This window comes from Pseudomonas sp. BNK-44-b (assembly GCF_047456245.1).
Taxonomy (GTDB): domain Bacteria; phylum Pseudomonadota; class Gammaproteobacteria; order Pseudomonadales; family Pseudomonadaceae; genus Aquipseudomonas; species Aquipseudomonas machongensis.
In genome coordinates this window covers 3,662,700-3,682,878 of the sequence record NZ_CP179908.1, presented here as the reverse complement: position 1 = coordinate 3,682,878, position 20,179 = coordinate 3,662,700, and the positions used below count along the sequence as shown (strand labels likewise).

The following is a 20,179-nucleotide window of genomic DNA, read 5'->3' as shown; positions in this document are numbered from 1 at the left end:
GGCGGCAGCCGCAGCTGCCGGCCGGTCATTCTTTGCCAGCGCGAATGCGCGCTCCCCAGGTGCGGGCGGTGTCGATCAGTGCGGCTTCGTCCATCTGGGTCAGGCGCCTGTCGTCGAGCAGGTGGTGGCCCGCGACCCAGACGTGGCGCACGCAGTCGCGGCCGGTGGCGTAGATCAGTTGCGAAACCGGGTCATGCACCGGTTGCTGGGCAAGGCCCGAGAGGTCGAAGGCGGTGATGTCCGCAGCCTTGCCCACCTCCAGCGAGCCGATGCTTGCCTCCAGCCCCAGGGCTCGGGCGCCGTTGAGCGTGGCCATGCGCAGGGCGCGGTGGGCGTCCAGGGCCGTGGCCGAACCTGCGACGGCCTTGGCCAGCAATGCTGCGGTCCGGGTTTCGCCAAGCAGGTCGAGGTCGTTGTTGCTGGCGGCGCCGTCGGTGCCTACGGCGACGTTGACCCCGGCCTGCCACAAGCGTTCGACCGGACAGAAGCCGCTGGCCAGCTTGAGGTTGGATTCCGGGCAGTGCACCACGCTGGTGTTGCTTTCTACCAACAGGGCAAGGTCGTCGTCGCTGATCTGGGTCATGTGCACGGCTTGCAGGCGCGGACCCAGCAGGCCGAGGCGCGCCAGGCGTGCCAGGGGGCGCTCGCCGTGCTCGGCCACGGCCCGCTCGACCTCGCCGGCGGTCTCGTGGATGTGCATGTGCAGCGGCGCGTCGAGCTGGTCGGCGATGACCCGGATCTTCTCCAGATTCTCGTCATTGACTGTATACGGGGCATGGGGGCCCAGGGCGACACTGATGCGCGGGTGATGGCGCAGGTCGCCGAACAGCTCGATGGCCAGGTGCAGGGCCTCGTCGGTGGTGCGCGCACCGGGGATGGGGAAGTCCAGCAACGGCACGGCCACCTGGGCGCGGATGCCGCTGCGGTGCACGCGGTCACAGGCTTCGCGGGGGAAAAAGTACATGTCGGCAAAGCAGGTGATGCCACCCTTGAGCTGCTCGGCGATCGCCAGGTCGGTGCCGTCGCGCACGAAGGCTTCGTCGACCCAGCGCCCCTCGGCCGGCCAGATGTGCTCCTGCAGCCAGGTCATCAGCGGCAGGTCGTCGGCCAGGCCGCGGAACAGGGTCATGGCGGCGTGCCCGTGGGCGTTGACCAGCCCCGGGGTGAGCACGCAGTCGGGCAGCTCGCGTACCTCGCGTGCCTGTGGTGCCCGCTCGCGGGTGCCGATCCAGGCAATCAGCCCGTCCCGAATGCCTAGGGCATGCCCTTCGAGCACCACGCCGGCCGGCTCCACGGGCACCAGCCAGCGGGGTGCGAGCAGCAGGTCGAGCGGCGAAGAGGCTGAAAGCATAGGCAGGCTACCGGTTCCGTTAAATGGAACGCGCAGTATACCCGAGCGCCTGCGCCCGAGGCTCGCTATAATCGTCCGCTTTTGATCAGTGAATTGCGGGGAGAGGCGATGCGCGAGCGACTTTTGGCGGCGGAGAAGGTGACCAGCATCCAGTGGCGTGATGGCACCCTGCATCTGCTCGACCAGCGTCTGCTGCCGACCCGCGAGCACTGGCTGACTTGCGCCGATGTGGCAGCCGTGGTCCAGGCGATCCGCGGCATGGCGGTTCGCGGTGCGGCTGCTATCGGCATCAGTGCTGCCTATGGGCTGGTGCTTGCGCTGCGGCAACGCCTGGCCGAGGACGATGACTGGGAGCAGGCGCTGGAAGAGGACTTTCTCGAACTGGCCGAGGCGCGCCCGACTGCTGCCAACCTGTTCTGGGCGCTCAACCGCATGCGCGAGCGCCTGCAACGGTTGCGCCCCGACGAGGACGTGCTCGCAGCCATGGAGGCTGAAGCTGTGGCGATCCACGACAGCGATCGCGAAGCCAACCTGACCATGGCGCAGAGCGGCATCGAGCAGATCCGTCGCCACCAGGGCAGCGAGCAGACCTTGCTGACCTACGGCAATGCCGGTGCGTTGGCCAGCGGTGGTTTCGGCACTGCGTTGGGGGTGATCCACGCTGCCTATCTGGAGGGCATGGTCGAGCGCGTCTATGCCGCAGAAACCCGCCCCTGGTTGCACGGATCGCGCCTGACGGCCTGGGAACTGTCCCATGAGGGGATACCGGTCACGTTGTGTGCAGACTCGGCGCTGGCGCACCTGATGAAGACCAAGGGCATCACCTGGGTTGTCGTCGGTGCCGATTGCATCGCGGCCAATGGCGACATGGCGAGCAAGATCGGCACATACCAGCTGGCGGTCTCTGCCATGCACCACGGCGTACGTTTCATGGTGGTGGCATCGAGTACCAGCATTGACCTCAACCTCGCCAGCGGTGATGACATCCCTCTCGAAGAGCGCGAAGCAGACGAGTTGCTGGAAGTGGCCGGGAAGCGGGTTGCTGCGGATGTCGAGGTGTTCAACACTGTTTTCGATGTGACCCCTGCGGATCTGATCGACGTGATCGTGACCGAAAAAGGTATTGTCGAGCGCCCGGACGCTGCAAAAATCGCCCAGTTGATGTGTCGCAAGCGCTTGCATTGAGTGTTTTCGCGAGGGGGATGGCGCTCGGGACTTTCCGCTTCAGTGGCATCCTGCCCCATCTCCCACCCGCCAACCCTTTGTGATACCATCCGACAGTTTCCAAGGCCGCTCTTTTCCGCGGCCTTCATTGCGCAGATCCTGGGCACAACTCATTGATTTGTCGTATGTCGTCGCACTGTCGAACGCTGCGGCGACGAGCTTCGTTCGTCCACCGATGGATATGGCGAAGTTTCACCAGAAAAAGGAATCAGGCTTCTCATGGGCGAACTGGCCAAAGAAATCCTCCCGGTCAATATCGAAGACGAACTGAGACAGTCCTACCTCGACTACGCGATGAGCGTGATTGTCGGGCGAGCGCTGCCCGATGCGCGTGACGGCTTGAAGCCTGTGCATCGCCGCGTCCTGTACGCGATGAGCGAGCTGGGCAACGACTGGAACAAGCCGTACAAGAAGTCCGCCCGTGTGGTCGGTGACGTCATCGGTAAATACCACCCGCACGGCGATACCGCTGTGTACGACACCATCGTGCGCATGGCGCAGCCGTTCTCGCTGCGCTATCTGCTGGTCGATGGCCAAGGCAACTTCGGTTCGGTGGACGGCGACAACGCTGCGGCCATGCGATACACCGAAGTGCGCATGACCAAGCTGGCTCACGAGCTGCTGGCCGACCTGCACAAGGAAACGGTCGACTGGGTGCCCAACTACGACGGCACCGAGCAGATCCCGGCTGTCATGCCGACCAAGATCCCCAATTTGCTGGTCAACGGCTCCAGCGGTATTGCCGTGGGCATGGCGACCAACATTCCGCCGCACAACCTGGGCGAGGTCATCGATGGCTGCCTGGCGCTGATCGACAACCCCGAGGTCACCGTCGATGAGCTGATGCAGTTCATCCCAGGCCCGGACTTCCCGACTGCCGGCATCATCAACGGTCGCCAGGGCATCATCGAGGCCTATCGCACCGGTCGTGGCCGCATCTACATGCGTGCCCGTTCCGAGATCGAAGACATCGACAAGGTCGGTGGCCGTCAGCAGATCGTCGTCACCGAGCTGCCGTACCAACTGAACAAGGCGCGTCTGATCGAAAAGATCGCCGAGCTGGTCAAAGAGAAGAAGATCGAAGGCATCACCGAGCTGCGCGACGAGTCCGACAAGGACGGCATGCGCATCGTCATCGAGCTGCGTCGCGGCGAGGTGCCGGAGGTGGTGCTCAACAACCTCTATCAGCAGACCCAGCTGCAGAGCGTGTTCGGTATCAACGTCGTCGCGCTGATCGACGGTCGTCCGCGGTTGCTGAACCTGAAAGACCTGCTCGAGGCCTTCGTTCGTCACCGTCGCGAAGTGGTCACACGTCGCACCGTGTTCGAATTGCGCAAGGCGCGCGAGCGTGGGCACATCCTCGAAGGTCAGGCCGTCGCGCTGTCCAACATCGATCCGGTCATTGCCCTGATCAAGGCCTCGCCGACGCCGTCGGAAGCCAAGGAAGCCCTGATCGGCACGCCGTGGGAATCCAGTGCCGTGCAGGTCATGGTCGAGCGCGCCGGCGCCGACTCCTGCCGTCCGGAAGACCTGCCGGAGCAGTATGGCCTGCGTGATGGCAAGTACTGGCTGTCGCCTGAACAGGCCCAGGCCATTCTCGACCTGCGTCTGCACCGCCTGACCGGCCTGGAGCACGAGAAGCTGCTGGCCGAGTACCAGGAGATCCTCGAGCAGATCGGCGAGCTGATCCGCATCCTCAACAGTGCCCAGCGCCTGATGGAAGTGATCCGCGAAGAGCTCGAAGCGATCCGCGCCGAGTACGGCGATGCCCGTCGTACCCAGATCCTCGATGCCCGTCACGACCTCAACTACGGCGACATGATCCCCGAAGAAGAGCGTGTGGTGACCATCTCCCATGGTGGCTATGCCAAGACCCAGCCGTTGTCCGCTTACCAGGCCCAGCGCCGTGGCGGCAAGGGCAAGTCGGCCACCGGCGTGAAGGACGAGGACTACATCGAACACCTGCTGGTCGCCAACAGCCACGCCACGCTGCTGTTGTTCTCCAGCAAGGGCAAGGTGTACTGGCTCAAGACCTACGACATTCCTGAAGCCTCCCGCGCCGCGCGTGGGCGCCCGATGGTCAACCTGCTGCCGCTGGAAGACGGCGAGCGCATCACCGCGATGCTGCAGATCGATCTCGAAGCCCTGCAGCAGAGCGCCGACCTCGACGAAGAGATCGACGAGGCGGAAGACGCGGTGCTCGAGGGCGAGGTGATCGAGCCGGAAGAGGTCGACGAAGAGGATGGCGACACGCCGGAATTGGTTGCCGAGCCAACCGGCGCCTACATCTTCATGGCGACCGCTTCCGGTACCGTCAAGAAGACCCCGCTGGTGCAGTTCGCTCGCCCACGCTCCAACGGCCTGATCGCGCTCAAGCTGAAGGAAGGTGACACCCTGATCGCTGCTGCCATCACCGATGGCGCGAAAGAAGTCATGATGTTCTCCAACGCCGGCAAGGTGATTCGCTTCGCCGAGAGCGTGGTTCGCGAGATGGGCCGCACTGCGCGCGGTGTGCGTGGCATGAGGCTGGGCAAGGGGCAGGAAGTGATTTCCATGCTGATCCCCGAGTCCGGCGCACAGATCCTCACCGCCTCCGAGCGTGGCTTCGGCAAGCGTACTCCGCTGTCCAAGTTCCCGCGTCGCGGCCGCGGCGGGCAGGGTGTGATCGCCATGGGTACCAAAGGGCGCAACGGTTTGCTGATCGGTGCCATCCAGGTTCAGGAAGGCGAGGAGATCATGCTGATTTCCGATCAGGGTACGCTGGTGCGTACACGGGTTGGCGAGGTCTCCAGCCTGAGCCGTAACACCCAGGGTGTGACGCTGATCAAACTGGCCAGCGACGAGACGCTGGTGGGGCTGGAGCGTATCCAGGAACCGTCCGAGGACGAGCTCGACGACATCGTCGAGGCGGACGAGGAGGGCGTCGACAACGACGCGCTGGACACGGCTGGCGAAGACGCCGCAGGCACCGAAGAGGCGCCGCAGGACTAAGCCAGTGCACTACCCGAACGGGGCGACCAAGGTCGCCCCGTTTGACTGATTACAGCAGGCAACGCCCGCTCCCACAGGGTCCCCGTTGAGTCAGCTGGTTAGATTTTGTTCTATTAGAGCGAGAGTGGATGTGAGCAAACGAGCCTTTAACTTCTGCGCAGGCCCTGCCGCGCTTCCCGACGCTGTGCTGCAGCGTGCTCAGGCCGAAATGCTGGACTGGCGCGGCAAGGGCTTGTCAGTGATGGAAATGAGCCACCGCAGCGATGACTACGTGGCGATCGCTGAAAAGGCCGAGCAAGACCTGCGTGATCTGCTGACCATTCCCTCGAACTACAAGGTGCTGTTCCTGCAGGGCGGTGCCAGCCAGCAGTTCGCCGAGATCCCGCTGAACCTGCTGCCGGAAAATGCCACCGCCGACTACGTCGAGACCGGTATCTGGTCGAAGAAGGCCATCGAGGAAGGGCGCCGTTTCGGCAACATCAACGTTGCCGCCAGCGCCAAGCCCTACGACTACCTGGCCATTCCTGGCCAGAACGAGTGGAAGCTGACCCCAGGGGCTGCGTACGTTCACTACGCCTCCAACGAAACCATCGGCGGCCTGCAGTTCGACTGGGTGCCTGAAACCGGTGATGTTCCGCTGGTGGTCGACATGTCGTCGGATATCCTCTCGCGCCCGATCGACGTGTCGCAGTACGGCCTGATCTACGCCGGTGCGCAAAAGAACATCGGCCCGAGCGGCCTGGTGGTGGTCATCGTGCGCGAAGACCTGCTCGGTCGCGCGCGCAGCACGTGCCCGACCATGCTCGACTACAAGATCTCGGCCGATAACGGTTCGATGTACAACACCCCGGCTACCTACTCCTGGTACCTGTCGGGCCTGGTGTTCGAGTGGCTCAAGGAGCAGGGCGGCGTCGAGGCCATGGAGCAGCGCAACCGCTCCAAGAAAGAGCGCCTCTACGGCTTTATCGACGCCAGCGAGTTCTACACCAACCCGATCAGCCACAACGCCCGCTCTTGGATGAACGTGCCGTTCCGTCTCGCCGACGAGCGCCTGGACAAGGCATTCCTCGCCGGTGCCGACGCCCGCGGCCTGCTCAATCTCAAGGGCCATCGTTCGGTCGGTGGCATGCGTGCCTCGATCTACAACGCGCTGGGGCTGGATGCGGTGGAAGCCCTGGTGGCCTACATGGCCGAATTCGAGAAGGAGCACGGCTGATGTCCGAACAGGAACTCAAGGCCCTGCGCGTTCGCATTGACAGTCTCGACGAGAAAATCCTCGAGCTGATCAGCGATCGTGCCCGCTGCGCCGAAGAGGTGGCGCGGGTCAAGACCGCTTCGCTCGCCGAAGGCGAGAAGCCGGTGTTCTACCGTCCCGAGCGTGAGGCTGCAGTGCTCAAGCGCGTCATGGAGCGCAACAAGGGGCCGTTGGGTAACGAGGAGATGGCGCGTCTGTTCCGCGAAATCATGTCGTCGTGCCTGGCCCTGGAAGAGCCGTTGAAGATTGCCTACCTCGGCCCCGAGGGCACCTTCACCCAGGCTGCGGCCATGAAGCATTTCGGTCATGCGGTGATCAGCCGTCCGATGGCGGCCATCGATGAAGTATTCCGCGAAGTGGCGGCCGGCGCGGTCAACTTCGGCGTGGTGCCGGTGGAAAACTCCACCGAAGGCGCGGTGAGTCACACGCTCGACAGCTTCCTCGAGCACGACATGGTGATCTGTGGCGAGGTCGAGCTGCGTATCCACCACCACCTGCTGGTGGGCGAGAACACCAAGACCGACAGCATCACCCGTATCTACTCGCACGCCCAGTCGCTGGCCCAGTGCCGCAAATGGCTGGACGCGCACTACCCGAACGTCGAACGCGTGGCGGTCTCGAGCAATGCCGAGGCGGCCAAACGGGTCAAGGGCGAGTGGAATTCGGCGGCGATCGCCGGTGACATGGCAGCCAATCTTTATGGTTTGACCCGTCTGGCAGAGAAGATCGAAGACCGTCCGGACAACTCCACGCGCTTCCTGATGATCGGTAACCAGGAAGTGCCGCCAACCGGCGACGACAAGACCTCGATCATCGTTTCGATGAGCAACAAGCCAGGGGCGCTGCATGAGCTGCTGGTGCCATTCCACGATAACGGCATCGACCTGACCCGCATCGAGACCCGCCCGTCGCGCAGCGGCAAGTGGACCTACGTGTTCTTCATCGACTTCGTCGGTCACCACCGCGATCCACTGATCAAGGCGGTGCTGGAGAAGATCAGCCAGGAGGCCGTGGCGTTGAAGGTGCTGGGGTCTTATCCGAAGGCGGTCCTCTGAATTTATTGTTGCCCGTGGGTGGGGTGCTTTTCGCTCCACCGCAGCCCTGCTGCTTCCCACCCCATCTGTAGGCTGTAATTTGGCACATGTTGCTGTTCTGAACAGGGTTCGCACTCGTGGTTAATGCTGTAAACAAACCCGCACCGCTCATCAATCGCCTGGTCGTCGTCGGCCTGGGTCTGATCGGTGGTTCCTTCGCCAAAGGTCTGCGTGAAAGCGGCCTGTGCCGTGAAGTGGTCGGTGTCGACCTGGATGCTCAGTCGCGCAAGCAGGCTGTCGCCCTTGGCGTGGTCGACCGCTGCGAAGAGGATCTTGCCGTCGCCTGTGTCGGTGCCGACGTGATCCAGCTGGCGGTACCGATCCTGGCCATGGAAAAGCTTCTGGCTCGCCTGGCACCGCTCGACCTGGGGGCAGCGGTGATCACCGATGTCGGCAGCGCCAAGGGCAATGTGGTGCGTGCCGCGCGGGCCGTGTTCGGCGAGCGTCTGGCGCGTTTCGTGCCCGGCCATCCGATCGCAGGGTCCGAGCAGAGCGGTGTGGAGGCTTCCAATGCTGCACTGTTCCGTCGCCACAAGGTGATCCTCACGCCGCTCGCCGAAACCGATCCGGCAGCCCTGGCCCTGGTCGATCGCCTGTGGCGCGCGCTGGAGGCCGACGTCGAGCACATGCCGGTCGAGCGTCATGACGAAGTCCTGGCGGCCACCAGCCACCTTCCGCACCTGCTGGCGTTCGGCCTGGTGGATTCGCTGGCCAAACGCAATGAAAACCTCGACATCTTCCGGTACGCTGCGGGAGGGTTCCGCGATTTCACGAGAATCGCTGGCAGCGACCCGATCATGTGGCATGACATCTTCCTCGCCAATCGCGACGCTGTCCTGCGCACGCTGGATACATTTCGCAGCGATCTCGACGCCTTGCGCGACGCGGTCGATGCAGGGGACGGGCACCAGCTGCTGGGTGTATTCACCCGCGCTCGGGTCGCCCGCGAGCATTTCAGTAAAATCCTGGCCCGCCGGGCCTATGTGGACGCTATGAACGCCAACGACCTGATCTTCCTGGCCCAACCTGGTGGCCGCGTGTCCGGACGGATTCGCGTACCGGGCGACAAATCGATTTCCCACCGTTCGATCATGCTCGGCTCGCTGGCCGAGGGCACCACTGAAGTCGAAGGCTTCCTCGAGGGCGAAGATGCTTTGGCGACCTTGCAAGCCTTCCGCGACATGGGTGTCGTCATCGAGGGGCCGCACCACGGCCGCGTCACTATTCATGGTGTCGGCCTGCACGGCCTGAAGCCGCCACCTGGTCCGATCTACCTGGGTAATTCCGGCACTTCGATGCGCCTGCTTTCGGGCCTGTTGGCCGCGCAGCCGTTCGATGTGACCATGACCGGTGACGCCTCGCTGTCCAAGCGCCCGATGAATCGCGTGGCCAATCCGTTGCGCGAGATGGGCGCCGTGGTCGAGACCGGTCCCGAGGGGCGCCCACCGCTGACCATCCGCGGTGGCCAGAAGCTCAAGGCGCTGAACTACACCCTGCCGATGGCCAGTGCCCAGGTTAAGTCCTGCCTGCTGCTCGCTGGCCTGTACGCCGAAGGCACTACCACCGTGACCGAGCCGGCACCGACCCGCGATCACACCGAGCGTATGCTGCGCGGCTTCGGCTATAGCGTGCAGAGCAATGGCCCTGTCGCCTCGCTGCAGTCCGGCGGCAAGCTGACTGCCACTCGGATCGAAGTGCCAGCCGATATCTCGTCTTCGGCCTTCTTCCTGGTCGCAGCGTCCATCGCCGAAGGTTCGGAGCTGGTGCTTGAGCACGTCGGCATCAACCCGACCCGCACCGGCGTGATCGACATCCTGCGCCTGATGGGTGGCGACATCACCCTGGAGAACCAGCGTGAAGTCGGTGGCGAGCCTGTCGCCGACCTGCGCGTGCGTGGCGCGAAACTCAAGGGTATCGAGATTCCGGAAGAGCTGGTGCCGCTGGCCATCGACGAATTCCCGGTGCTCTTCGTCGCTGCGGCCTGCGCCGAGGGGCGTACCGTGCTGCGTGGCGCCGAGGAGCTGCGAGTCAAGGAGTCGGACCGTATCCAGGTCATGGCTGATGGCCTGATCGCCCTGGGCGTGAAGTGCGAGCCGACCCCGGATGGCATCATCATCGACGGCGGCCAGATTGGTGGCGGTGAGGTCCACGGTCACGGTGATCACCGGATCTCCATGGCCTTCAGCATTGCCTCGCTGCGTGCCAGTGCGCCGATCCGTATTCACGACTGCGCCAACGTCGCCACCTCCTTCCCCAACTTCCTGGCGCTTTGCGCCGAAGTCGGCATCCGCGTGGCGCAAGAGGGCAAGTCGTGAATTCGCAGGCGCCGGTCATCACCATCGACGGGCCAAGCGGCTCGGGCAAGGGCACGGTCGCTGGCCTGCTGGCACGCGAGCTTGGCTGGCGGCTGCTGGATTCCGGAGCGTTGTATCGCCTGCTGGCGTTCAACGCCTCGAACCATGGCGTCGACCTGACCAACGAAGAGTTGCTCAAGGCGCTTGCCGCCCACCTGGACGTGCAGTTCATCGCTGCCGAGCCGGGCAAGCTGCAGCAGATCATTCTCGAAGGTGAGGATGTGAGCAATGTGATCCGTACCGAAACGGTAGGGGCGGGCGCCTCGATGGTCGCTTCTCTGCCAGCGGTGCGCGAGGCGCTGCTGCAGCGCCAGCGCGCCTTCCGCGAGGCGCCGGGTTTGATCGCCGACGGTCGTGACATGGGTACCGTGGTGTTTCCCGATGCGCCACTGAAGGTGTTTCTCACTGCCAGTGCCGAGGAACGCGCCCGCCGCCGTTACCTGCAGTTGAAGGGCAAAGGCGAAGATGTTAGTCTGCCGAGTCTGCTAGATGAGATTCGTGCGCGCGATGAGCGCGACACCCAGCGCGCAGTGGCCCCGCTCAAGCCGGCGGCCGATGCAATCCAGCTGGACTCTACCGAGTTGTCCATCGAGCAGGTGCTGCAACGGATCAGAAGCGAGCTCGCATTGCGCGACCTGCTCTGATCGCCAGGAAAGCAGGCAGGGGCACCAGTCAACGTCCTGCCCGCTTTCCTTTACTTAAACGAAACCCACATTGTCTGGAATGTGGCGATGGGCGTCTGTCTCGCCCGAATTTACAGGAATTAAAATGAGCGAAAGCTTTGCAGAACTCTTTGAAGAAAGCCTGAAAACCCTCAATCTTCAGCCGGGCGCAATCATCACCGGTATCGTTGTCGACATCGACGGCGACTGGGTTACCGTTCACGCTGGTCTGAAGTCCGAGGGCGTCATCCCGCTCGAGCAGTTCTACAACGAAGCTGGCGAGCTGACCATCAAGGTCGGTGACGAAGTTCACGTTGCGCTGGACGCGGTCGAAGACGGCTTTGGCGAAACCAAGCTGTCCCGTGAAAAAGCCAAGCGCGCCGAGTGCTGGATTGTTCTGGAAGCTGCTTTCGCTGCCGAAGAAGTGGTCAAGGGCGTTATCAACGGTAAGGTTAAGGGCGGCTTCACTGTCGACGTTAACGGCATCCGTGCGTTCCTGCCGGGCTCCCTGGTTGATGTCCGCCCAGTGCGCGACACCACCCACCTGGAAGGCAAAGAGCTGGAATTCAAGGTCATCAAGCTGGACCAGAAGCGCAACAACGTTGTCGTTTCCCGTCGCAGCGTGCTGGAAGCCGAGAACAGCGCCGAGCGCGAAGCCCTGCTGGAAACCCTGCAGGAAGGCCAACAGGTCAAAGGTATCGTCAAGAACCTCACCGACTACGGCGCCTTCGTGGACCTGGGCGGCATCGACGGCCTGCTGCACATCACCGACATGGCCTGGAAGCGCATCAAGCACCCGTCGGAAATCGTCAACGTTGGTGACGAAGTCGACGTTCGCGTTCTGAAGTTCGACCGTGAGCGCAACCGCGTTTCGCTGGGTCTGAAGCAGATGGGCGAAGATCCGTGGGTTGCTATCACTTCCCGCTACCCAGAAGGTACTCGTGTTACCGCTCGCGTCACCAACCTGACCGACTACGGCTGCTTCGCCGAGCTGGAAGAGGGTGTCGAAGGTCTGGTACACGTTTCCGAAATGGACTGGACCAACAAGAACATCCACCCGTCGAAAGTCGTTCAGGTTGGCGACGAAGTGGAAGTCATGGTTCTGGACATCGACGAAGAGCGTCGTCGTATCTCCCTGGGTATCAAGCAGTGCAAATCCAACCCATGGGAAGACTTCTCCGGCCAGTTCAACAAGGGTGACAAGATCACCGGTACCATCAAGTCGATCACCGACTTCGGTATCTTCATCGGCCTGGACGGCGGCATCGATGGTCTGGTTCACCTGTCCGACATTTCCTGGAACGAAACCGGCGAAGAAGCCGTGCGTCGTTTCAAGAAGGGCGACGAGCTGGAAACCGTCATCCTGTCGGTAGACCCAGAGCGCGAGCGCATCTCCCTGGGCATCAAGCAGCTGGAAGACGATCCGTTCTCCAACTTCGTTGCTGTCAACGACAAGGGTGCAATCGTCAAGGGCATCGTGAAGGAAGTTGACGCCAAGGGCGCCATCGTCACTCTGGCCGACGACATCGAAGCTACTCTGAAAGCTTCCGAAATCAGCCGTGACCGCGTTGAAGACGCGCGTAACGTCCTGAAGGAAGGCGAAGAGATCGAAGCCAAGATCATCAGTGTTGACCGCAAGTCCCGCGTCATCAGCCTGTCCATCAAGTCGAAGGACGACGCTGAAGAGCGCGAAGCAATCCAGAGCCTGAAAAACACCGCTCCGGAAGCTGCTGCCGACACCACCATGGCTGCGCTGCTGCGCGAAGCAATGGCCAAGCAGAACTGAGTTCTGTTTGATCGGTAAAAAAGGGCGACCCTCGGGTCGCCCTTTTTTATGCCTTTGATTTCTCTCCCTTCCACAGAGCCTTACCGCTGCGGCGTTCCTGTCGGTGTTGGCCTAGGGTCAGTGTCATGTGCAGATCTTGAATTTTTTTATCAAGTCAAGATGCACCCTGTTCAAATCCCTCCAAGCGTGCTACAAACTGGTTAAGCAATGATCTAGCTGCTTGATAACGAAGGGAAAAATATGACGAAGTCGGAGCTGATCGAACGTATTGTCACCCATCAGGGGTTGCTCTCGTCCAAGGATGTAGAGTTGGCCATCAAGACCATGCTTGAACAGATGTCCCAATGCCTGGCGACCGGGGATCGCATCGAGATCCGTGGCTTTGGCAGCTTTTCCCTGCATTATCGTGCGCCGCGGGTTGGGCGTAATCCTAAGACTGGGCAGTCGGTGAGTCTTGAGGGTAAGTTTGTGCCGCATTTTAAACCGGGTAAAGAGCTGCGTGATCGGGTCAACGAGGAAGATCACGAGCATCTCTAGTGCGCCAGGAGCAAAAAATGCGTAATTTGAAGCGTGCCTTTGCGGCTGTTTTCGTCTTGTTGCTAGGGCTTCTCGTGGTGCTGTTTGTGATCGAGAATCAGCAATCTGTCATCCTTGGCATGTTCGGTTGGTCTGCGCCGGAGATGCCTGTGGCGGTGCCTATTCTTGGCGCCTTGCTGATAGGTCTGGCTCTAGGGCCTTTGTTGGCGACCTATGGTTGGGTGCTTTCTAGGCGAAAGGCGCGCAGCACTGCCCAGCGTTCGCTCTCTGCCAGGTGAGTGCCTCGTCGTACCCAGTCTGTTTGAACGGGTGTGCTTGTCGTGGCCCGGCAGGGCGCACGATGCTCTGCCTTGCCGGCTGTAATAGGATTGGTTGCAAGTCTCCCTCTCTTCCTTATACTTAGCCGCTCAATACCCATACCCTGAGTTCAGGGGGTCAAGCCCTGGGTGAGGAACCAGCTATTGGGGTTTTCAGATGATTGCCCTGCCTCAAATTAGTTTCGTCGTGTCCCTCACACTAATTTCTGTTTTTCGGCGAGCTTCTGCTGGTTGCTCGCGCGGGCTTGATATTCGGTCACCGCGATTGAAATGGCTGCAATTATCTTCTCAAGGATAGCTATGAAGATTTTGATTCTGGGAGCGAACGGTTTTATTGGCGCTCCTTTGCTGAAGAGAGTTCTGAGCGAGGGCCACGAGGCTCGTGTGCTGACACGGAAAGAGACGGGGAGCTATCCTGCTGGCGTTGAAGTGTTTCATGGGGATCTGCTTGATGAGGCATTGAACACCGATGCACTGATCGCGGATTGTGACGTCATTTTCAATTGTGCGGGTGAAATCCGTAACGAGGCGTTGATGTCGGCTCTGCATGTCGAGTCCACCCGACGACTTCTCGGGGCTGTGAAGCGTCGGCTCGCCGACGATCCTGAGCATCGCTGCCACTGGGTTCAATTGAGTAGTGTGGGGGCTTATGGTCCGTCGCTAGGACGGGCGCGTGTCGTTACGGAAGATACGCAACCTAATCCCGTAGGCATGTACGAGGTTACCAAGACGCAGGCCGATGAACTGGTGCAGGAAGCAGGCCAGATCGCTGGTCTGACCTACGCTATCCTGCGGCCCTCCAATGTCTACGGTCCCCGAATGCCCAACAATTCACTCCGACAGTTGGCTGCGCTCATTCGTCGGCGGATTTTTTTCTATGTTGGCTTTAAGCGTCCGGTGGCCACCTACATTCATGTGGAAGATGTCGTGTCGGGCTTGATGTTGTGCGGTTTCAATCCGAAATCACATGGGCAGATCTACAATCTCTCCAACGATTGTTTCATGGATGAAATGGTCGATGGACTTGCTCGCGCTATGAATACTTCCCGACCCTTCTTGAAGCTTCCGGAGACATTTGTCCGAAGCCTGGTGTATGTAGCGAGTAAGCTCGTGAAGCTACCTGTTACTCAAGAGCGCGTCGACGCGCTGATGGTCAGGACGCGTTACCCCTCAAAAAAATTGGAAAGTCAATTGGGTTTTGTCGCCAAATATCCGGTGCCCGAGACCATTGGCGACATCCTGATCTAGTCTTCGATTACTGGTTGATTTTCACTTTATGAGCAAGCGCATCCGTGTCGCTAGGGTCTCGACGGTACCCTTTTTTGTAATTACGCAACTGTCCGCCCCTATTCGTGCGCTCTCCGAGTCCGGCGCGGAAGTGGTGGTCATCGCCAGTGACGATGACCTGGGCGACTCTATGGCTGAGCTTGACTGTTCAGAGTACGTCCCCGTGCACATCGCCCGTGAAATCAATCCCTTGAGCGATCTCAAAAGCTTGGTTCGGTTGATCAGTCTGTTCCGTCAGCGCCGCTTCGATATTGTCCATTCCACCACGCCCAAGGCAGGGCTTCTATGTGCGATAGCCGGTTTGGTCGCGCGGGTTCCGGTTCGTTTGCATTCATTCACTGGTCAGCCTTGGGTGACTATGAGTGGGTTGAAACGGCGGATTCTTAAGGCGTGCGACCGCGTGATCGGTTTATTGGACACGCGCTGCTATACCGACAGTCAGAGCCAGCGCAGGTTTTTGGTCGAAGAAGGTATCGTCAGCGCTCGCAAGCTTCATGTCCTTGGGGAGGGCTCGCTGGCGGGAGTGAATCTGCAGCGCTTCGATCCAAGTCGATATTCGGTCGAGGCGCGTGGTGAGTTGAAGGTGGAGTTGGGGATCGATCAGGATACTCTGGTCCTGCTCTTTGTCGGTCGAATTACCAAAGATAAAGGCGTCGTTGAACTGCTGGAGGCATTTTCGGGTTTGCTCGAAGCCGGCAAGGATGTCGTGCTGGTCATGGTGGGGCCCTACGAAACGGATGGCGAAACTTTGCTATCCCGCTACCTCGCGGATCCGCAGGTTGCCAGCCGCTTGAAGCTTGTGGGTTTCACCGGTGAGCCTGAACGTTATATGTCTATTGCTACCGTTCTCTGCTTGCCGAGCTATAGGGAAGGATTTGGTACTGTCGTCATTGAGGCAGCGGCGATGGAAGTGCCAACAGTGGGTACTTCGATTTACGGGCTGACGGATGCGGTGGTCGATGGCATCACCGGGAAACTGGTACCTGTCGGCGATGCGCGTGCCTTGCAAGAGGCGCTTCTGGCCATTGTCGAAGACCCTCTGGTTGCACACAACCTATCTGCTGCGGCGCGTCAACGAGCGGTCGAACGTTTTGATTCGAGACGATATTCTCAATTGCTGATTGATGAATACCATGACTTGCTAAACAACTAAAATCGCTGGAGTGGATGAATGAGGATTTTAGTCACGGGCGCCAATGGTTTCGTTGGCAGTTCATTGGTAGAACGTTTGGCTGTGGCGGCGGGCAATGATGTTCGGGCGGCGGTCAGAGAAGTGCCTGCCTTGAAAATCGACGGCGTGAATTACCATGCGATTGGCAACGTTGGAAGTAATACGGACTGGCGTGATGCGCTGGATGGCGTGCAAGCGGTTGTGCATCTTGCGGCTCGGGCGCATGTCCTGAACGATGACCCGGCTAGCGCGTGTGGGCTGTTCAGAGAGGTGAACGTCGCCGGGGCTGTTTCTTTGGCAGAGCAGGCGCTGGCGGCTGGGGTAAAACGCTTCGTCTTCGTTAGCTCGATTGGTGTGAACGGGAACGTCACCCGAGAGCCATTTTCTGAATCGTCTCCTGTACACCCGCATGCACCGTACGCCGAATCAAAATACGAGGCGGAGCAGGCCCTGACCAAGATGCTGGCGGGCACTGCCATGGAACTGGTCATCGTGCGACCGCCGTTGGTTTACGACGCTGATGCTCCCGGCAATTTCAAGCGTCTGCTAGGCATTGTGGATAAAGGAATCCCGCTGCCGTTCGGCTTGATCTACAACCGTAGAAGTATGATTTCCCGAGCAAATCTGGTTGAGATTCTCGAACTGTGCATCGCCCATCCCGCAGCGGCCAACGAATTATTCCTGGTTGCGGATGGCGAGGATCTCTCCACTGGACAGATTGCCAAGCTTCTTGGCCAGGGGATGGGGCGCTCGGTGATGTTGCTGCCTGTTCCGGCGTTTCTGTTGGCCTGGGCGGCGGCTCTGGTCGGACGCAAGAGTATGTATATCCAGCTCTGCGAGTCACTGCAGGTAGACGCTGGCAAGGTTCGGCGTCTCTTGGATTGGCGTCCCGAACGTTCTGCAGAGCAGCAATTGCACGCCGCTGGCAAGGCTTACCTGGTCCGCAAGTGATTGGTCCACTTTTCAAGAGTAATTCATATGTTGTATTGGCTCTATACGCTGGCTGCGCTGGTAGCTGCATTGTTGCTGACTGGTGCGCTGCGCCGATATGCCCTCAAGCGAAACATCATTGACATCCCTAACAGCCGAAGCTCGCACAAGATTCCCACGCCACGCGGTGGCGGAGTGGCTATCGTGCTGAGTACTTGCGCGTTCTCAATCGTCCTGGTGCTGGGCGGTGAGCAGACTTGGGGGGCGATATTGCCATTGCTGTTGCCTGGTCTGCTGATCGCGGCCATCGGATTTCTCGACGACCACGGTCATATTGCTGCGCGGTGGCGGTTGCTTGGCCATTTCGCCGCCGCATTTGCCGCCTTGTGGCTACTACCTGCAAGGCCGGTAGTAGAGGTCTTTGGTTGGGAGGTCGACCTGAGCGTTGGTGTTTATGTGTTCTTCTCGTTGTACCTAGTGTGGATGCTCAACTTGTACAACTTCATGGACGGCATCGATGGGTTGGCCAGCGTAGAGGCCATATGTGTGTGCTCGGGCGCCATCTTGGCTTACGCTATCCTAGGTAACTACGATCTCATTTGGCTCCCGGCAGTATTAAGCGCTGCAGTGGCGGGTTTCCTGTTTTGGAACTTCCCACCCGCGCGAATCTTCATGGGTGATGCAGGCAGTGGCTTCCTGGGCATATCGCTGGGTGCACTGTCGGTGCAGGCCGCGCTGGTCGAGCCAAAATTCTTATGGATGTGGCTGATCCTGCTGGGTGTCTTCATCGTCGACGCCACGGCAACGCTACTGCGACGTATGCTCAGGGGCGACAAGGTGTACGAGGCGCACCGCAGCCATGCCTACCAGCACGCTGCCTTGGGCTTTTCAAGCCACAAGACAGTTACCCTTTCGGTCGTTGCGCTAAATCTGTGCTGGCTGCTGCCATTATCGTTGACTGTTGCCCTGCTGGATTGGAACGGCACGCTCGTGCTTATGGTCGCATACCTGCCATTGATCGCATTAGCGATCAAATGGGGCGCAGGCCAGCCCAATTTTGCTGTCAAATGCCGGTAACGCTTCGTGGGCGGTGTGGCAGAATAGTAGGTTGTAGCATGTGCTTGGCTGCAGGATGAGGAGCTCCGCAGATAATGGGTAGTTTTGGGACGAAATTGTTAGGACTAAGGCGGCGGCACAAGCGAGTGCTGCAGGTGGCCTGTGACATCTTATTAATATGGCTGGCCCTGTGGGTCGCGTTTCTCGTGCGGTTGGGAATCGAAGATCTGGTCAACCCGTTGAAGGAGCACACTTGGCTATTCATCTGTGCGCCGATCATTGCCATCGTGACGTTCGAAGGGTTTGGGCTGTACCGCCTCGTCATCCGCCATTTTGGTAACGATTCATTGGTGCGTATTGCCCAGGCCACTACGACATCAGCGTTGGTCTTGGCGCTGCTGGTATTTTTCTTCAGCCAGCAGGCTGCCGTGGTGCCACGCTCCGTCGTGTTCAACTATTGGTGGTTAAGCCTTATTTTGGTGACGGGCTTGCGCTTGGCACTGCGTCAGTACCTAGTGGGTGAGTGGCACCTGCCAATTCCCCGCAGCTCCTTCGCGCGTCACGAAAGTGGTTTGACTCGGGTGGCTATCTACGGGGCGGGAGTTGCCGGCAACCAGCTGGTGGCGGCGCTACGTACTAGCAAGACCGTGCTTCCCGTGGCCTTCATCGATGACGACGTAAGCTTGGCGGGTCGCACCATTTCTGGTCTACGGGTTTATAAGCCTAAGCACATTCGGCGGATGATCGATACCGTAGGGGTAGAGGAGATACTACTGGCAATCCCTTCCGCGAACCGTTCCCGTCGGCGTGAGATCCTTTCATTCCTCGAGAGTTTTCCGCTGCATGTACGAAGTGTTCCTGGTTTTGTGGAGTTGGCAAGCGGTCGCGTGAAGGTGGACGACATCCAAGAAGTGGACATCGCCGACCTGCTGGGACGAGACTCAGTTCCTGCTCAGGAAGCGTTGCTTGAGCGTTGCATCGTCGGCAAGGTCATTGCTGTGACGGGGGCAGGTGGCTCCATCGGTTCGGAGTTGTGCCGCCAGATCCTAAGTCTGCAGCCGACCACACTTATTCTCTTTGAGCATAGCGAGTTCAACCTTTACAGTATTCTCTCGGAACTTGAGCAGCGCGTTGGGCGTGAGTCGCTGCCGGTGCGATTGCTACCTATTCTGGGATCCATTCGTAATCAGGATCAGTTGCTGGACGTGTTTACCACATGGAAGGTCGACACGGTCTATCATGCGGCGGCATACAAGCATGTGCCCATGGTGGAGCACAATATTTCCGAAGGCGTCTTGAACAATGTCATTGGCACGTTGAATACCGCTCAGGCGGCTATTCAGGCGAATGTTGAAAACTTCGTGCTTATTTCAACGGACAAGGCGGTTCGCCCCACCAATGTCATGGGTAGCACCAAGCGCCTTGCCGAGATGGTCTTGCAGGCGCTGAGCCGTGAAGTCGCCCCGGTAATGTTCCGCAGTAAGTTCAACGTGTCTCAGGTCAACAAGACGCGTTTCACGATGGTGCGCTTTGGTAACGTGCTCGGGTCTTCTGGCTCGGTGATCCCTCTGTTCCATAAGCAGATCCAGGCTGGGGGGCCGCTCACCGTCACGCATCCGAAGATCACTCGCTATTTCATGACCATTCCCGAGGCTGCCCAATTGGTGATCCAAGCGGGCTCCATGGGCTTGGGGGGGGATGTGTTCGTGCTTGACATGGGGGAACCGGTAAAGATCGTCGAGCTTGCGGAAAAAATGATTCACCTTTCGGGCTTGACCGTGCGCTCCGAGAAAAACCCCTATGGCGACATCGCCATTGAATTTAGCGGTTTGCGCCCAGGTGAGAAGTTGTACGAGGAATTGCTTATTGGTGACAACGTTGCTGTCACTCAACACCCAATGATCATGACTGCGAGTGAGGATCATCTGTCCTGGGATGAGTTGAAAACCCGCCTGGAGACGCTTTTACGTGCCATTGAGCAAGATGACTTTGTACGGGTGAGGCAGTTGCTGCGTGAAACAGTCGCCGGCTGATTCCCCGGATGGAGAGATCGTCGACTGGATCTACCAGCAGCGACGGCTGGAGTCCTGAACGAGAAAGCGGAGCCTTGGGCTCCGCTTTTTATTGGTGCTGCGCCGATTACCGGGAAAGTCATCCTTGATCG

General features: G+C 60.0%; 14 protein-coding genes and 1 pseudogene. 14 read left to right on the top strand and 1 reads right to left on the bottom strand.

Annotation, left to right across the window (positions count from 1 at the left end; all coding sequences use genetic code 11):
• Positions 1-25: 25 nt before the first annotated feature.
• Positions 26-1,351: a TRZ/ATZ family hydrolase gene (locus tag ACMGGG_RS16890; RefSeq protein ID WP_414154097.1), complete on the bottom strand. Its 1,326-nt coding sequence runs from the start codon at positions 1,349-1,351 to the stop codon at positions 26-28.
• A gap of 108 nt (positions 1,352-1,459) precedes the next feature.
• On the opposite strand from ACMGGG_RS16890, the gene mtnA reads away from it, so the two are divergent.
• The 14 genes and pseudogenes from mtnA (at position 1,460) to ACMGGG_RS16820 (ending at position 20,106) form a co-directional block, all read left to right on the top strand.
• Positions 1,460-2,536, top strand: a complete 1,077-nt coding sequence (mtnA, locus tag ACMGGG_RS16885; protein WP_414154096.1) for an S-methyl-5-thioribose-1-phosphate isomerase — start codon at positions 1,460-1,462, stop codon at positions 2,534-2,536.
• Positions 2,537-2,794: 258 nt separating this feature from the next.
• Entirely contained in the window at positions 2,795-5,566 is a 2,772-nt protein-coding gene (gyrA, locus tag ACMGGG_RS16880) for a DNA gyrase subunit A (RefSeq protein WP_063545778.1), read from the top strand.
• A gap of 130 nt (positions 5,567-5,696) precedes the next feature.
• The gene (serC, locus tag ACMGGG_RS16875; RefSeq protein WP_414154095.1) at positions 5,697-6,782 is read left to right on the top strand and encodes a 3-phosphoserine/phosphohydroxythreonine transaminase; all 1,086 of its coding nucleotides are present in this window, start codon (positions 5,697-5,699) and stop codon (positions 6,780-6,782) included.
• Positions 6,782-7,876: a prephenate dehydratase gene (gene pheA, locus ACMGGG_RS16870; protein ID WP_054893877.1), complete on the top strand. Its 1,095-nt coding sequence runs from the start codon at positions 6,782-6,784 to the stop codon at positions 7,874-7,876. The genes serC and pheA overlap by 1 nt, the downstream gene beginning before the upstream one ends.
• Before the next feature lie 116 nt (positions 7,877-7,992).
• Positions 7,993-10,230 carry a bifunctional prephenate dehydrogenase/3-phosphoshikimate 1-carboxyvinyltransferase gene (locus ACMGGG_RS16865; RefSeq protein ID WP_112898926.1) on the top strand — a complete coding sequence of 746 codons (2,238 nt, stop codon included), beginning with the start codon at positions 7,993-7,995 and terminating at the stop codon, positions 10,228-10,230.
• Positions 10,227-10,913, top strand: a complete 687-nt coding sequence (gene cmk / locus ACMGGG_RS16860; RefSeq protein WP_414154094.1) for a (d)CMP kinase — start codon at positions 10,227-10,229, stop codon at positions 10,911-10,913. Before ACMGGG_RS16865 ends, cmk begins: the two co-directional genes overlap by 4 nt.
• Before the next feature lie 124 nt (positions 10,914-11,037).
• The gene (gene rpsA / locus ACMGGG_RS16855; RefSeq protein ID WP_054893880.1) at positions 11,038-12,717 is read left to right on the top strand and encodes a 30S ribosomal protein S1; all 1,680 of its coding nucleotides are present in this window, start codon (positions 11,038-11,040) and stop codon (positions 12,715-12,717) included.
• Between the two features lie 240 nt (positions 12,718-12,957).
• Entirely contained in the window at positions 12,958-13,254 is a 297-nt protein-coding gene (ihfB, locus tag ACMGGG_RS16850) for an integration host factor subunit beta (RefSeq protein ID WP_414154093.1), read from the top strand.
• 17 nt (positions 13,255-13,271) lie between these two features.
• On the top strand, positions 13,272-13,532 hold the full coding sequence (locus ACMGGG_RS16845; RefSeq protein ID WP_414154092.1) for a lipopolysaccharide assembly protein LapA domain-containing protein: 261 nt from the start codon (positions 13,272-13,274) through the stop codon (positions 13,530-13,532).
• 339 nt (positions 13,533-13,871) lie between these two features.
• Entirely contained in the window at positions 13,872-14,819 is a 948-nt protein-coding gene (locus ACMGGG_RS16840) for an NAD-dependent epimerase/dehydratase family protein (RefSeq protein WP_414154091.1), read from the top strand.
• A 28-nt stretch (positions 14,820-14,847) separates the two neighbouring features.
• A complete protein-coding gene (locus ACMGGG_RS16835; RefSeq protein ID WP_414154090.1) occupies positions 14,848-16,011 on the top strand; it encodes a glycosyltransferase family 4 protein in 1,164 nt (387 codons plus the stop codon).
• A gap of 18 nt (positions 16,012-16,029) precedes the next feature.
• Positions 16,030-16,980 (top strand): NAD-dependent epimerase/dehydratase family protein, encoded by a 951-nt coding sequence (locus tag ACMGGG_RS16830; protein WP_414154089.1) that lies wholly within the window; start codon positions 16,030-16,032, stop codon positions 16,978-16,980.
• Between the two features lie 27 nt (positions 16,981-17,007).
• Positions 17,008-18,036, top strand: coding sequence for an MraY family glycosyltransferase (locus ACMGGG_RS16825; RefSeq protein WP_414154088.1), 1,029 nt, complete (start codon positions 17,008-17,010; stop codon positions 18,034-18,036).
• A 74-nt stretch (positions 18,037-18,110) separates the two neighbouring features.
• A pseudogene (locus tag ACMGGG_RS16820) lies at positions 18,111-20,106 on the top strand (polysaccharide biosynthesis protein).
• The last annotated feature ends 73 nt before the right edge of the window (positions 20,107-20,179 follow it).